This is a genomic window from Anaerococcus lactolyticus ATCC 51172, assembly GCF_000156575.1.
GTDB classification, from domain to species: domain Bacteria; phylum Bacillota; class Clostridia; order Tissierellales; family Peptoniphilaceae; genus Anaerococcus; species Anaerococcus lactolyticus.
The window spans coordinates 153,420-166,737 of the sequence record NZ_GG666044.1 but is presented as its reverse complement, the minus strand read 5'-3'; the positions used below and the strand labels follow the sequence as shown (position 1 = coordinate 166,737).

At 36.5% G+C, this 13,318-nt stretch carries 12 protein-coding genes; 11 read left to right on the top strand and 1 reads right to left on the bottom strand.

Annotated elements, in window-relative coordinates; translation table 11 throughout:
* The first annotated feature begins 24 nt into the window (after positions 1–24).
* From HMPREF0072_RS00695 to HMPREF0072_RS00665, 7 genes are all read left to right on the top strand, one after another.
* Positions 25–996, top strand: a complete 972-nt coding sequence (locus tag HMPREF0072_RS00695) for a class C sortase (RefSeq protein WP_004826761.1) — start codon at positions 25–27, stop codon at positions 994–996.
* Positions 989–1,858 carry a class C sortase gene (locus HMPREF0072_RS00690; protein ID WP_037327365.1) on the top strand — a complete coding sequence of 290 codons (870 nt, stop codon included), beginning with the start codon at positions 989–991 and terminating at the stop codon, positions 1,856–1,858. Before HMPREF0072_RS00695 ends, HMPREF0072_RS00690 begins: the two co-directional genes overlap by 8 nt.
* Before the next feature lie 28 nt (positions 1,859–1,886).
* Complete coding sequence (locus tag HMPREF0072_RS00685; protein WP_248601159.1) at positions 1,887–2,717, top strand: class C sortase; 831 nt, start codon at positions 1,887–1,889, stop codon at positions 2,715–2,717.
* A gap of 115 nt (positions 2,718–2,832) precedes the next feature.
* The gene (locus HMPREF0072_RS00680; protein WP_004826758.1) at positions 2,833–3,378 is read left to right on the top strand and encodes a hypothetical protein; all 546 of its coding nucleotides are present in this window, start codon (positions 2,833–2,835) and stop codon (positions 3,376–3,378) included.
* A gap of 340 nt (positions 3,379–3,718) precedes the next feature.
* Positions 3,719–5,131 carry an alanine/glycine:cation symporter family protein gene (locus HMPREF0072_RS00675; RefSeq protein ID WP_004826757.1) on the top strand — a complete coding sequence of 471 codons (1,413 nt, stop codon included), beginning with the start codon at positions 3,719–3,721 and terminating at the stop codon, positions 5,129–5,131.
* Between the two features lie 135 nt (positions 5,132–5,266).
* Positions 5,267–7,363 carry a phospholipase D family protein gene (locus HMPREF0072_RS00670; protein WP_004826756.1) on the top strand — a complete coding sequence of 699 codons (2,097 nt, stop codon included), beginning with the start codon at positions 5,267–5,269 and terminating at the stop codon, positions 7,361–7,363.
* Position 7,364: 1 nt separating this feature from the next.
* Positions 7,365–7,949 (top strand): hypothetical protein, encoded by a 585-nt coding sequence (locus tag HMPREF0072_RS00665; RefSeq protein ID WP_004826755.1) that lies wholly within the window; start codon positions 7,365–7,367, stop codon positions 7,947–7,949.
* Between the two features lie 142 nt (positions 7,950–8,091).
* Here HMPREF0072_RS00665 and HMPREF0072_RS00660 read toward each other — a convergent pair whose 3' ends face one another.
* A complete protein-coding gene (locus tag HMPREF0072_RS00660) occupies positions 8,092–9,081 on the bottom strand; it encodes an MBL fold metallo-hydrolase (protein WP_155811850.1) in 990 nt (329 codons plus the stop codon).
* A gap of 178 nt (positions 9,082–9,259) precedes the next feature.
* On the opposite strand from HMPREF0072_RS00660, the gene HMPREF0072_RS00655 reads away from it, so the two are divergent.
* From HMPREF0072_RS00655 to hydE, 4 genes are all read left to right on the top strand, one after another.
* Positions 9,260–10,462, top strand: a complete 1,203-nt coding sequence (locus tag HMPREF0072_RS00655) for a S41 family peptidase (protein WP_004826753.1) — start codon at positions 9,260–9,262, stop codon at positions 10,460–10,462.
* Between the two features lie 40 nt (positions 10,463–10,502).
* Positions 10,503–11,192, top strand: a complete 690-nt coding sequence (locus HMPREF0072_RS00650; protein ID WP_004826752.1) for an acyl-[acyl-carrier-protein] thioesterase — start codon at positions 10,503–10,505, stop codon at positions 11,190–11,192.
* Positions 11,185–11,817 carry an HD domain-containing protein gene (locus HMPREF0072_RS00645; RefSeq protein WP_004826751.1) on the top strand — a complete coding sequence of 211 codons (633 nt, stop codon included), beginning with the start codon at positions 11,185–11,187 and terminating at the stop codon, positions 11,815–11,817. The genes HMPREF0072_RS00650 and HMPREF0072_RS00645 overlap by 8 nt, the downstream gene beginning before the upstream one ends.
* Positions 11,818–11,921: 104 nt before the next feature.
* Positions 11,922–12,947: a [FeFe] hydrogenase H-cluster radical SAM maturase HydE gene (gene hydE, locus HMPREF0072_RS00640; protein ID WP_004826750.1), complete on the top strand. Its 1,026-nt coding sequence runs from the start codon at positions 11,922–11,924 to the stop codon at positions 12,945–12,947.
* Positions 12,948–13,318 lie beyond the last annotated feature (371 nt).

Here is a 13,318-nt window from a genome sequence, read left to right as displayed (position 1 = left end):
GCCCTTTTTATATGAAGGATTAATATGGCTAAGAAAAAAGCTAAGAGAAAAAAAGTTAATAAGAAAAAATCACGTTGGCTCTTTAGGCTGATTTTCTTGCTGGGATTTTTGGTAATGGTTTATCCGTTGATTTCAAGATTCTATTACCGAATTGAGTCTAATGAGAAGGTTGAAACTTTCTCTAATGAAGCGAAAAAGCTTGATACTAAGGAAATCGACAGGAGGATAAATCTTGCCAAGGCCTTTAACGAGTCTTTGACTGGAAAGATTGCATCAGATCCTTACACTAGGAAAAAGCAAGAGGAGGGCCGCAAGGAATACGCTCGTATGCTTGAAGTTGAGGAGATGATTGGTACAGTTGACATACCAAAGATTAACCAAAAACTGCCTATATATGCAGGTACGAGTGAGGATATCTTGCAAAAGGGTGTTGGTCACTTGGAGGGAACATCTCTTCCAATTGGTGGCAATTCCACCCATACAGTTTTGACTGCCCACTCAGGCTTGCCTGAAGCGACACTTTTTACCCACCTAAACCAACTAGAAATTGGAGATAAGTTTTATATAGAAAATATCCAGGGCATCATTGCCTACCAGGTGGACCAGATTAAGGTAATTGAGCCATCAAACTTCGATGACCTCTTGATTAGTCCGGGCCATGACTATGCGACACTTTTGACTTGTACACCAATCATGATTAATACTCACAGGCTCATTGTTAGGGGCCATAGGGTGCCTTATGTACCAGCCGTTGATGAAGAATCTATAAGGGAAAATAGGAATAACTGGATTTTCAGAATGTTATTCTTTGCATCACTCATTTTAATTTTGATTTTGCTCATACTAATTTTGAAATTAAGGAGAGATAATAAAAAGTATTTCAAGAAGATTAGTGAGTTTACCAAGGGTGGATTCATAAAGTCTAAGCTAAGAAATCCAACTGGACAGGGTGACTTGTTCGAAAACTTAGCCGGTGAGGATGATGATTATGTCTAAGAGGACCAGGGATAGGATAGTCTTTATGGGAATCTTTATCCTGGGACTTTTGATTTTTTCCTACCCACTTATAAGTCAAAAGTATTACGAAATCAAGGCGGAAGATGATGTTATTACTTTCGTCAAGGCAGCCAAAGAGCTTGCTCCTGAGGATTTGGATAGGAGAATGGCCTTGGCAGCAGCCTACAACCGTACTCTTGACCCATCAAGGCTAGCCGACCCTTATACAGATATGGAAAAGGCAGGTCGTGCTGAGTATGCGAGGATGCTTGAAGTTGAGGAGATGGTTGGCCATATAAAAATTCCAAAAATAAAGGTCGATATTCCAATTCGTGCAGGTACGAGTGAAGATGTTTTGCAAAAAGGTGCGGGCCACTTGGAGGGTACATCTCTCCCAATCGGAGGAAATTCAACCCACACAGTTATCACAGCCCACAGGGGTCTACCTAATGCCAAACTTTTTAGAAACCTCGACCAACTTGCCTATGGCGATGTATTTTATATTACTAATATCAAGGAGACTATTGCCTATAAGGTAGATAAGATTCAGGTTGTAGAGCCTTCAGACTTTGAGCCTGTCCTTGTAGTAGAAAATAAGGACTATGCAACCCTACTAACCTGTACACCTTATATGATCAATTCTCACAGGCTTTTGGTGCGTGGAGTAAGGATTCCCTACCAGGAAGCTATTGATGATGGTGTGGCTAATATGCCTAGAGCGAGAGTGGACTTTTTTAGGATGGTTTTGGTGCTTATACCAATTATAATTATCCTAACTTTGACACTTTTTAGGGAAAAGAAAAGGACTGATAGTCTAAGCAAGGAGCTAAGAGAAATTGAAGAAAGAAATCAAATTAACTAAAAAATCCTTTCTAGGATATATTTTAATTATGGTGGGCTTAGTGCTCTTGACAAGCCCTTTGGTCTTAAGGAGCTACCACGACTTTATGGCAAAAAGCGAAAGAATGTCTTTTGAAAAAATACAAGCCTCTAAGACCGATGCAGAAATCGCAGAAGAAAATAAAAATGCACAAACCTATAACGAGATGATTAAGGGTACCGACCCAAGCGTTGAAGACCCATTCACAAGCAAGGATTATGAGAACAGGTACGAGATGTTTAGGACAACCAACACACCTTTTGCTTATTTATCCATACCAAAACTTGATAAGTACTTGCCCCTATATCTAGATGCGACCTATGAGCATATTGCAAAGGGTGTTGCCCAAGTTGCTGGAACAGCTATACCTGTTGGGGGAAAAGGCACAAGGTCAGCCATCGCCGGCCACAGGGGTTGGTGGGGCGACACTATGTTTTTGTATGTTGATGAACTTAAAAATGGTGACTACATCTATATAGAAAGAGCTAATCAAACCATGCGTTATGTGGTTAGCGATAAGGAAATCATTGGACCATATGATTGGGATAAGCTTGCTCCAAGGGGCGATTTAGATATGATTACCCTCTTGACATGTAGTCCATTTCTGCCACCAAGACCTAACAGGCTTTTGGTAAATGCAATCAGGGATGAGTCAGGACCAGCAGAAGAATTTAAACTACCTTCTGGTGACTTTGTAGCAAGTGCTAATGATGCCAGCAAGGGAAACATTTTAGTAAAAATCATGAAAATTGCCACATTAATCGGGGCAGTAATTGGAATCTTGGCAATAGTATATACAGGGCTTAGGTTTGTAAAAAGATTAAAAGCAGGATTTTGTTAACTATAAGAAGCTTATAGGGAATTATTTCTAAAAGATGATAGAAATATTCCTTATAGGCTCTTTTTTTATCTCAATTTTACATCAGCTTTGATATACTAGGGAAAAAGGAGGACGTATGAAAAAAGTATTAAATAAAAAAATGATCGGGCTTTGCTGCCTTTTATTTGTATTTTTAGCCTTTTTCCTAGCCAAGGCCTATGCGAATAAAACTGGTGGCTACGAGATAAGGATGGATATAAAAATGTCAAAAGGTCAAGAAAAGTCATTGATTTTGCCAAGCAAAAGGCAGGTAGCCTATTGGAAAATAGAAGAAGGAAAGATGGGACCTTGGGATGTGATGCGACTTGCTAAGGATTGCGACTTAATGAGTCTGGGCGAGATAAGCAAAAAGTTGGGCAAAGAACCAAAATATTCTGACAAAGCAGAAATATTTTACGATGGCAAGGCCTATGACAAAATGACAAGTGCCATGTATGAGAAAAACAAGGCAAAAATAAAAGAAGAAATAAGAATTAGAAATCTCGAAGAAGGGGCTTATCTAATCAAAGAAACTGACGAGTCTTTTAAGCAAAGTAAGGCTAGGGAAAAATTAACAACCAGGATAGAATATGTAGGCAAAGAATCAGCTCCAGAAGGTGTGTTGGAATTAGAAGATAATTAAAGAGGATAGGCCCTTAAAATTTGAAAATTTAAGGATAAAGGAAAAACAAACGTAATCTTGCGTTTGTTTTTTTATCTTTAATATAAAATAAGCTGGATAAAACTCTAGCAAGTTTAATCCAGCTTTAGAAACTTAAAAATTTCACCTAAAAGCAGGTCCTAGCAAATAAAGATTATTAATAACTCTCTATAATAATAAATTGACAAGAAAATAAATTTAAAGTAAATTAATTAAAGTGATACTTTAGTGTGATAAGATGATGTATAGATACACATATGCATTGATGATAAAAAAGCGCACTTAGTTAGCTAAGTTAGCTTGTATATAAAAAGGAGAATGTATGGAAATTTTTAAAAATATTTTATCGACGGTCAACGGATATCTCTACTATCCAATTTTAATAATTATCCTCTTAGCTTGTGGCTTTTATTTTACAATCAGGACTGGCTTTATCCAACTAAGTCTTTTGCCAGATGCCATAAAGGTTATCGGCGAGAAACCTGCTGGCAAAGATGATGTATCAAGTTTTCAGGCCCTAATGGTATCTACTGCATCTAGGGTAGGAACTGGAAACATCGTAGGCGTGTCAAACGCTATTTGCCTAGGAGGACCTGGAGCTGTTTTTTGGATGTGGATTATCGCTGTAATCGGTGGGGCATCTGCCTTTATAGAATCGACTTTAGCACAAATTTTCAAAAAAAAAGCCAAGGATGGGTCAAGCTATGGTGGACCTTCTTATTATATAGAACAGGGTCTAGGATCTAGAAAACTCGGCGTGGTTTTTGCTCTAGCTTTAATTTTGACCTATGCAGTTGGTTTTAATATGCTTGCCTCTTTTAACCTCCAAGATTCCTTTAGGGTTTATGATTTTTATCAAAAAGGCAAAACTTCTTGGATTATAGGTGGTATCCTTGCTATAATTGCAGGTTATTGCATCATCGGTGGAGGTAAGAGGATTATAAAATACACATCTATAATCGTTCCAATAATGGGAATAATTTATGTTCTTATGTCTATATTTATGATTGGTATTAATTTTTCAAATATTGGAAAAATGATTAAGATGATTGTAGAAGATGCCTTTAACTTCAGAGCGATTTTTGGTGGCGTGGCTGGTTCTGCCATGGTAGAAGGAATCAAAAGAGGACTTTATTCTAACGAAGCAGGTATGGGTTCTGCACCAAACGCAGCAGCAAGTGCAATGGTAAGCCATCCTGTCAAACAAGGTCTGGTACAAATGGTGTCAGTATTCATAGATACCCTAATAATTTGTACAGCAACAGCCTTCATGGCACTTGTTTCAGGTGTTGCACCAACAGAAGATCTCGCTGGTGCAGGTTTTGTCCAAGAGGCCCTAGCAACTGTTGTCGGACATTTTGGTTATGTCTTTATCACAATCTGCCTGGCCCTATTCGCTTTTACAACTCTTTTGGGTAATCTTTATTATTGTGATTCATGCCTAGCCTACCTAAAAAAGAAAGAACCATCTAAAAACTTCATGCTAGTCTTCAGGATAATAGCCACCATCCTAATATTTTTAGGAGCAGGAATGGAAATGAAATTCGCCTGGGACCTTGCAGACCTCTTCATGGGAATCATGGCAATCATCAATATATTCTCAATCTTCGCCCTAGGAAAATACGCTATAAAAGCATTAGAAGATTATGAAAAACAAAGAAAAGAAAACAAAGACCCAGTCTTTAAATCCAGCCATATTGGACTTGATGAAAATAGATTAGATTTTTGGAAATAAATTTAAACTCGCCAGCATGAAAATTGCGGCGAGTTTTTTTATGATTATGGAGTCTAAAAATGTTGAATAATAAATAGACTCAGAATATAATGTCTATAAATAGCAAGTATTTTTTAGACTGTTTTGGAGGAAATTATGGATCAGATGTCGATATTTGAAGCAAATCAGATGGAAAGTCTCAAGCTTATCGAAGGTGATAATAGAGAGGATATAGATAATAAACACAAGATTTATCATACAAAATATATTGATACAAGTTATGAAGATATTTATGATTTATTTAGTGATTTTGATGAAATAAGAGCAATAACATTTTCTTATGATATTAAATTTATCGATAAAATAATGAAAATGTTTGATTATGGGGAGATAATCTTAGGCGCTAGATTTATGTCAAGGAGAGATGATGACCTTCACAAGCTTGTGGGAGAGGCTTATGCCTTGGCTGAAGCTATGACAATATCAGAAATTGCTGCAGATGCTGTGAGAGAAAAAAATGATTTGGTTGAAAGAATGAGCAAAAATGACTTACTTATAAGAAGTCCACTGTATTTAATTGATCATAGGAAAATTTACCTTTTAAGGTCCGATGATGGTAGAACTAGGGTGATAAAAGGCTCTGTTAACATGACAGGTTCTGCTTGGTCCAACAATCAGCTTGAAAATATTGAAGTTGACGATAGCTTAGAAGGATATGAAGCTTACCTAAGGGATTTTGAAACGGCTTGGGACTTGTCAGCAGATATTCCAGAAGATGTTGTCGTCTGCAAGAAGACAAATAAGCCTGAAAATGACATAGGTTTTATAAAAGCAGCTATAAAAACTAGAGAGGCTATAGTTCTTGAAGAAAAACCAAAGGACAAAGTAAGTTACGAAGATATCAGGTACACAATTGAAGTTGAAAAAACATATCAGAAAAACAAGGAACTTGTGGCGGGCCTAAAACCAGATGTCAGGGATGGAAAAGTCTTGATTATTCCTGAAAAATTAAATAGAGTTATAAATAATAGAAAGGTCATTGAGAGGAAGAAAGTAAGTATAGAGGAAAGAATAAAATCTTATCCAAGCCTTACCTTTAATTATGATACTAAAGAAGCTTTCATTAATGGTGAGAAACAAAATTTGAATCCTGATAAGGAAGATGTGAAAAAAGATATTGACCTTTTGTTTGATGCCATGGACAATTATGAAAGAGACTTTATTGGTGATACAGAAAGGGTAAGAGAAAATCACTATAAACTCTTAAATATCTTATTTTCTTCACCATTTCATGCCAAGCTAAGGTGTGTTGCAGATTCTCAAAATATACCAACATCAAGCTTGCCGCTTTATACACTTATAACATCTACGGGAGCCAACACTGGTAAGACTTTTATGACAAAACTTATATTAAAACTTATGTCAGGAAAAGACCTTGACGGTTTTGATACAAATTCTATTCCGACCAAGGATATAAATCCTATTATCCAAGAATACAAAGGCATGCCAATTTTTGTAGACGAGATAGATCAAACATATTATTCAAGACTTACAGCAAATATAAAAAATAGTTCTCTTTGCGAGAAAAAAAATCTTGCCCAAGAACCCTTGTTTATTTTTGCAGGAAATCGATTAAGAGACCCGGAAGAACCAGAAAGAAAAAGAATGCCGTTTTTAAGCTATGATACAAATTTAAAATCAGACATAGATCCTATGGCCTATCAGGCAAGGGGTAGGAAAATCCAAAGACAGGCGGGAAATGCACTTTATAGGGAATATCTCAGGAGAATGCTGGACGAAGTCAATGACATTATAGATTTTATGTTTGAAAGTGACAACAAAGATGATGGTTATTATCCAGATATTACTAATATATCATCAAAAGTTTTGATAGAGATATTTAAAGATTATGGATATGAATTGCCTCCTTATGTGAGAGAATTTAAATGGAATGATGACTTTTCTTATAATGCCAAGTATATATCAGAAGATGCTATAGAAGGTATTAGAAAAATGTGGGAAGTTTCTGCTAAAAATTTCAAGGTCAAATATAGTCAAGTACTAATAGAATCAGGTAAAGATACAGCATCAAAGAGGAAGCTTACTAGTTGGGCAAACTCCTTACCTCCTGAATTTGAAGCGAATTTTTCAGAAAATAGAGATACATCATCACTGACAATAAATAGGAAAGAATTAGAAAAAAGGCTCGGGTTCAAATTTGGATTTTTAGATAGATTAAGAGGAGGGCTTTAGGATGGTAATTTATATTTATAGCAAAACAAGTGAAAAGAAAAGTGTATTTGAAGATGTAATTGAAATAATAAGAGAAAATGCAAAAGAAATTATTGTCAGTATTGAGCACAATAGGAATTTCAAGGAACTCGAAAACATAAAAAAAGAAATGGTAGATACTGACATTCTTTTGATAGGCTCGCTTAAGTCCCTTGGCATAACCAATACTGATATAGCAAATGAGCTCGATTATTTTATAAGGAATGGCAAATTTTTGGTGGTTTGTAATATAGAATCGACTTATAAATATGGGATAGGCCAACCTATGAATAGGGCAATTTTAAAAACAATTCTTGATTCAATTGCTTTGAACAACAATATTGTAAGAATAAATTCAAATAAAAAATCCAATGTCGGAAGAAGTAAAATAGAATTCCCTGATAATTGGGAAGATCTCTATGAAAAATGGGAAAAGGAAGAAATAAGTTCGAAAAAATTTATGGAAGAATCAGGTCTTAAAAAGGCTACATTCTATAACATGGTCACAGAATACAAAGAAATCCTTAGGGCCAATGCTGACTTTGTTAAGAAGTTTAAGTTGGCATAGGCATAATAATTGATATAGTCTGGTTGAAAATGAATAGAAATCATGATCTATATGTGATTGTGAATTTTTTGAGCGAAATTCTTTGGTTTTAGTAAAATCCTGTCTAAGAAATTAACCTAGGCAGGATTTTTATTTTAATGACTTATATTATGGAATAAAATCCGACTCCGTCTATTACTTCTTCTTTTATCCTACCTTGCTTTACAAGGTGTTTTAGGTGGGCGGCGGCTTCGGCTACGGCGAACCATTTTTGGCTGGCTGGAAAATCATTCCAGTCTTTGGCTTTGATGTCCCATTGCATTTGTTGGGTGATTTGTGTTGTGTTGGCCCTTTTTAATTTTTTTATTATTTGTAGGCAGTCGGTGAGCCTTTCTTTGTGGTGGGCGATAAGTTCGTCTATTCTGGCGTTGGTGTCTTCTACCAAAAACCTATGGGCGGAGTAGAGGTGTTTTATGTCTAGGTCTTTGATTTTTTCTAAATTTTTTAAATAAATGCCGAGGCTATCTCCAAATTCATCACCCCAATAGGTTATGTTTGGGGTGATTTTTCCTAAGATATGGTCACCACAGAATAAAATTTTGTGGTCTTTTTCATACAGGCCTAGCATGCCGGGTGTGTGACCTTCTTCGTCGATGGCGACAAAGTTATAGTCTCCTATGGCGATTTCCCAGCCTGGTTTGATTTTTGTGTGGGGAAAAGCTTCCTTTGGTCTATTTTTGTAGCCAGGGTGGTCTTCGATTTTTAGATTTTCTGGGCCTAGACCTTGGAAGTGGGCATTTTTTATGATGTTTTGCCATTGGAAGTCTTCTTTATTTATGCCATTTTCGACCATTTTTCCGTCTTTTTCCGAAATGTAAATGTCTCCAATCCCCTTATCTTCTAGCCATTTGGCAAGACCTACGTGATCTGAGTGGAGGTGGGTTAGGAAGAGTTTGGTTTTTGGTAAATTTAGGTCTAGTCTATGGATCAATTCTTCCATGTTGGCCCTATTTTCTGGATTATTAAAGCCGGTGTCGATTATCATAGCAAAATCATTTGCCTTTATGACATAGATGTTGATTGATTTGAGTGGATTTCCTGTTAGGGGGAAGATTGCTTGGTATATATTTTTGTAAACTTCTGTGATTTGCATTTTTTCTCCAATCTGTAAAAGGTTTCTTATTTGATACTTACCCAAAATTTTTTAAAATACTATTTAAAAAGCTAATTTAGGTGGGCTTATATTTTTTATTACAATTTAACCTATCTTGTGATATAATATATGTATTAATTTAAGTGGGCTTAGGACCTATTTGGAAAGGATTTAGTTAATGAAAAAATTTGGGAAAGTAATTTTGTCAGTTGTTCTTATTGGGGCAATTGGTTTTGCTGGTTTCATGCTTGGCTCAAATGTAGATTTAGGCCAGGGTGGGACTACTAGAGATAAAGAATTAATTAGCGAGATGGATTCACTAAAGGGACTTTTGGATAAGAATTTCCTTTTTGATTATAAGGATGAAGACCTTTATAATGGCGCCCTTAAGGGTATGTTTGCCAACCTTGGCGATCCTTATACTTCCTATTATCCAAAGGAAGAGTTTAGCAAACTTATGGAGAATTTGGATGGCAGGTATAAGGGAATAGGTGTGACTGTTTCTCCTTCTAAGGAAGGACTTATTAAGGTTGTTCAAGTTTTTGAAAATTCCCCAGCCAAGGAAGCTGGTATGAAGGCAGGCGACTTTATTAAGAGTGTAGAGGGAAATGTTTTTGATGCCACCCAACTTGATAAGGCTGTAGCCTTGATTAGAGGGGAGCCAGGCACTAAAGTAAAAATTGAAGTTTTAAGGGTGAGCGAAGATAAGCCTGAGGGTGAGTTAATTCCTATGCTTGTCGAAAGACGTGATGTGACTGTCGATACAGTTTATACAAAGACTCTCAATATTTCCGGTAAAAAGATTGGTTACCTAAGGCTTTCTGCTTTTGATGACATAACTTGGGATGACTTTAAGGAGAAATATTCTAAACTTAAAAATTCAGATATAGAAGGGATGGTCCTTGATTTGCGTAACAATCCAGGAGGAGCCCTTGATGTGTGCCTTGACATTGCCGATACCTTCCTTGATGAAGGAGTCATAGTTACTACTGAAGATAAAAACGGCAATGTAATTACAGAAAAATCTGATTCCAATAAGGATGATATACCAATGACAGTCCTTATTAATGAAAATTCAGCATCTGCTTCTGAAATTTTAGCTGGAGCCTTTAAGGATAGGGGCAGGGCTAAGATTGTCGGAACCAAATCTTTCGGCAAGGGTATAGTACAAAAATTGTTCCCACTTGAAAATGGCGCAGGAGCTAAGATTACAATTAGTGAATATAAAACTCCAAATGGCAATAAAATTAATAAAATTGGTGTTAAACCAGATATAGAAGTTGAAAATAAAAATCAAGAATTAGATTTGAATAATAATAACTTTAAAAAGGACCAACAATTCCTAAAGGCCTTGGCAGAGTTATTGAAAGAGATTAAATAGGAAAGAGGGCAGGTTGCTGCCCTTTTTTGTTAGGAGACCTATGGATTATACAAAAACCTACAAGGTTAGGTCTATGTTTACAAATGAAAATGGAATAATTACCCTCAGAAGCCTTACAGGTTTGATGGTCGATCTTGCCTTTGGCCAAGCTAGGGAAGTCGAAAAAGACCTAGCTGAGATGGATGACAAAACTTGGCTACTTTATAGTTGGGATATTGAAATTATAAAGCAAATTAGAGAAGGATTTAATATTGAAATTACAACTATTCCCACTCACATGAAGAGGTTTTATGCCTACAGGAATTTTTTGGTAAAAAAAGATGGGGAGATTTTTGCAAAAGCCAAGGCGACCTTTATCCTTTTTGACAAAGAAAAACAAAGGGCAGGAATAATTGATAGTAAAGTATTAGAGGCCTATGGGCAAAGTGCTGAAACCTACTCCGGAAGAGCTTATAAAAAGCCAGATGTTTACGAAAAGGTAAAAGAAATTGCCATTAGAAGGGCAGACTATGATGGAAACCACCATGTAAACAACGGGGTTTACTTTGATTATATCAAGGAAATATCTGGACTTGATGAGGGCAGGATTTCTTATGTAAAAATGATTTACAAAAATCAGATAAGGTCTGAGCAAAAAGTTGGACTTTTTTATAAAAAGAGTGAAAAGCAAGTAGATTTTAAAATTGGGTCGGAAATTGATCATGCATACGGGATGGTGGACTATGTATAAGGAAGGATTTGGGAATATACCAAACAAAGACAAGGTAAGAAATATGTTGGACGAGGCTTTTAAAAAAAGTCCGGGCGAATGGATAATTCACAGCCACATAATTGGCAAAACCAGCGAAAAAATTGCCAGAGAGCTTGGCTTGGATCCTGAAATAGCCTATGCAGTTGGTTGTCTTCATGACCTAGGCAAGGGTTATGGATATAGGGATATGGCCCATATGATGGAAGGATATAGGATTTTGAGGTTTGAGGCTTATTTCTATCCAGCAAGGATTGCCCTTGGTCATGGTTTTGTAACAGGTGAAATTTCTTCCTACCATGGCAAGAGAAATGTAAGCAAGAGGGATGAAGACTTTATTATAGCTTATCTTAAAAAACGTGAAATTGATGAATACGAGAAGCTAATAATCCTTCTTAATAATTTGATCAAGGGTAGGTATCTTGGCCTAGATGAGAGAGAGGCTTTGAGAAATATAGCAAAAACACCTGAAAGGGAAGAGAGACTTAAGATATTAAAAGGCTGGCAAGATGACCTAGAAGCCAAACTTGAAAATCCTATAAAAACCTACCTGCCAAGACCTCGTTCCTATAAATTTCCCTATAATTTGCTAAGAAATGAAAAATAATATTGCAAAAAGGGAAGTTTTGGGTATATTATAGATGAATTTATTTTACCAAACCCGATGGAGGTCCTATGACCTCCTAATTTTTTTACCAAGAAGAGGGTCATATGAGAAAAAGAGAAATCAACCACATAGATGACAAAACTCTAAAAAAATGGATAGAAGATGAGGCGATGACTGATATTTTAGCTCAAAGGGCTGATGTAATTCGTAGGCAAGTTTACGGCAATAAGGTCTACCTCAGAGGCTTAATCGAGGTTTCTAACATTTGTAAAAATGATTGCTACTACTGTGGAATAAGAAAATCTAATACCCATGTGAATCGTTATAGGCTCGGCAAGGAAGAAATATTAAATTCAGCTCGCTTTGGTTATGAGCTTGGTTTTAGGACCTTTGTCATGCAAGGTGGGGAAGATCCTAAGTTTAGCCAAGACTTTATGGTTGATGTCTTAAAATCTATCAAGGAAGCCTACCCAGATGTGGCGATTACCCTTTCTTTGGGAGAAAGATCTTATGAAGACTACAAGGCCTTTTTTGATGCAGGGGCTGATAGGTATTTACTAAGGGAAGAAAGTTCAAATCCTGCCCATTACGATAAGCTTCATCCAAAAGAAATGAAATTAAAAAATAGGCAAGAATGTCTTTATAATCTCAAAAAAATTGGCTACCAAGTTGGGGGTGGGTTTATGGTTGAAAGTCCCTACCAAAAGACAGAGGATTTGATTGCAGATATCAGATTTCTTGAAGAACTGGAGCCAGACATGGTAGGGATTGGACCATACCTAGTAAGCCATGATACGCCCTTCATGGATTTTAAAAATGGGTCTTTTACAAAAACTCTAAGGCTTGTTGCCATATTGAGGATAGTTTTCCCCTACGCCTTAATCCCAGCAACTACAGCCCTAGGAACAGTAAATCCTAAGGGCAGGGAATTAGGCTTAAAGGCAGGAGCTAATGTGTTGATGCCAAACTTAAGTCCTAAGGAAGCCAAAAAAGCCTACAACCTTTACGATAACAAGTTGAACACAGGTCTTGAAGCAGCAGAGGCAAAAAAACAGCTCGAAAAAGAAATCGCATCCTTTGGCTATCAGGTTGTGGACGATAGGGGAGATGTATCTGATTTTGGGAAATGATAATTAAACCTATATTTAATGACATAGATTAAGAGGTATGATGTCCACATGAAGTTGAACACTTTCATAGAATCAAGAAAAGGCGAGTCCCAACTCGTCTTTTCAAATTAATAAGGAATTGAAAATATAAGATTGATAGGTATAATGATAATAACCATGATTGCTATTAATATTGCATGGTATGACCGAAAAGAAGACGAGCGTGGGGCTCGTCTTCTTTTTATGCTAAGTATCATCTTGCAAATTACTGTCTAGCCATTTGCAAATTAAGTGACCAACTACATTTGCTACGACAGCAACGATGATTGCTATTAATGTCTGCATGAAATCACCTCCTCCCACCCTGTGGGCAGATGATAACGTAATTATTA

What these genes read in the sequence shown, in the direction of transcription:
- HMPREF0072_RS00695 (WP_004826761.1), top strand. Translation starts at nt 25, where the DNA reads ATGGCTAAGAAAAAAGCTAAGAGAAAAAAAGTTAATAAGAAAAAATCA.
- HMPREF0072_RS00690 (WP_037327365.1), top strand. Translation starts at nt 989, where the DNA reads ATGTCTAAGAGGACCAGGGATAGGATAGTCTTTATGGGAATCTTTATC.
- HMPREF0072_RS00685 (WP_248601159.1), top strand. Translation starts at nt 1,887, where the DNA reads ATGGTGGGCTTAGTGCTCTTGACAAGCCCTTTGGTCTTAAGGAGCTAC.
- HMPREF0072_RS00680 (WP_004826758.1), top strand. Translation starts at nt 2,833, where the DNA reads ATGAAAAAAGTATTAAATAAAAAAATGATCGGGCTTTGCTGCCTTTTA.
- HMPREF0072_RS00675 (WP_004826757.1), top strand. Translation starts at nt 3,719, where the DNA reads ATGGAAATTTTTAAAAATATTTTATCGACGGTCAACGGATATCTCTAC.
- HMPREF0072_RS00670 (WP_004826756.1), top strand. Translation starts at nt 5,267, where the DNA reads ATGGATCAGATGTCGATATTTGAAGCAAATCAGATGGAAAGTCTCAAG.
- HMPREF0072_RS00665 (WP_004826755.1), top strand. Translation starts at nt 7,365, where the DNA reads ATGGTAATTTATATTTATAGCAAAACAAGTGAAAAGAAAAGTGTATTT.
- HMPREF0072_RS00660 (WP_155811850.1), bottom strand. Translation starts at nt 9,081, where the DNA reads ATGCAAATCACAGAAGTTTACAAAAATATATACCAAGCAATCTTCCCC.
- HMPREF0072_RS00655 (WP_004826753.1), top strand. Translation starts at nt 9,260, where the DNA reads ATGAAAAAATTTGGGAAAGTAATTTTGTCAGTTGTTCTTATTGGGGCA.
- HMPREF0072_RS00650 (WP_004826752.1), top strand. Translation starts at nt 10,503, where the DNA reads ATGGATTATACAAAAACCTACAAGGTTAGGTCTATGTTTACAAATGAA.
- HMPREF0072_RS00645 (WP_004826751.1), top strand. Translation starts at nt 11,185, where the DNA reads ATGTATAAGGAAGGATTTGGGAATATACCAAACAAAGACAAGGTAAGA.
- hydE (WP_004826750.1), top strand. Translation starts at nt 11,922, where the DNA reads ATGAGAAAAAGAGAAATCAACCACATAGATGACAAAACTCTAAAAAAA.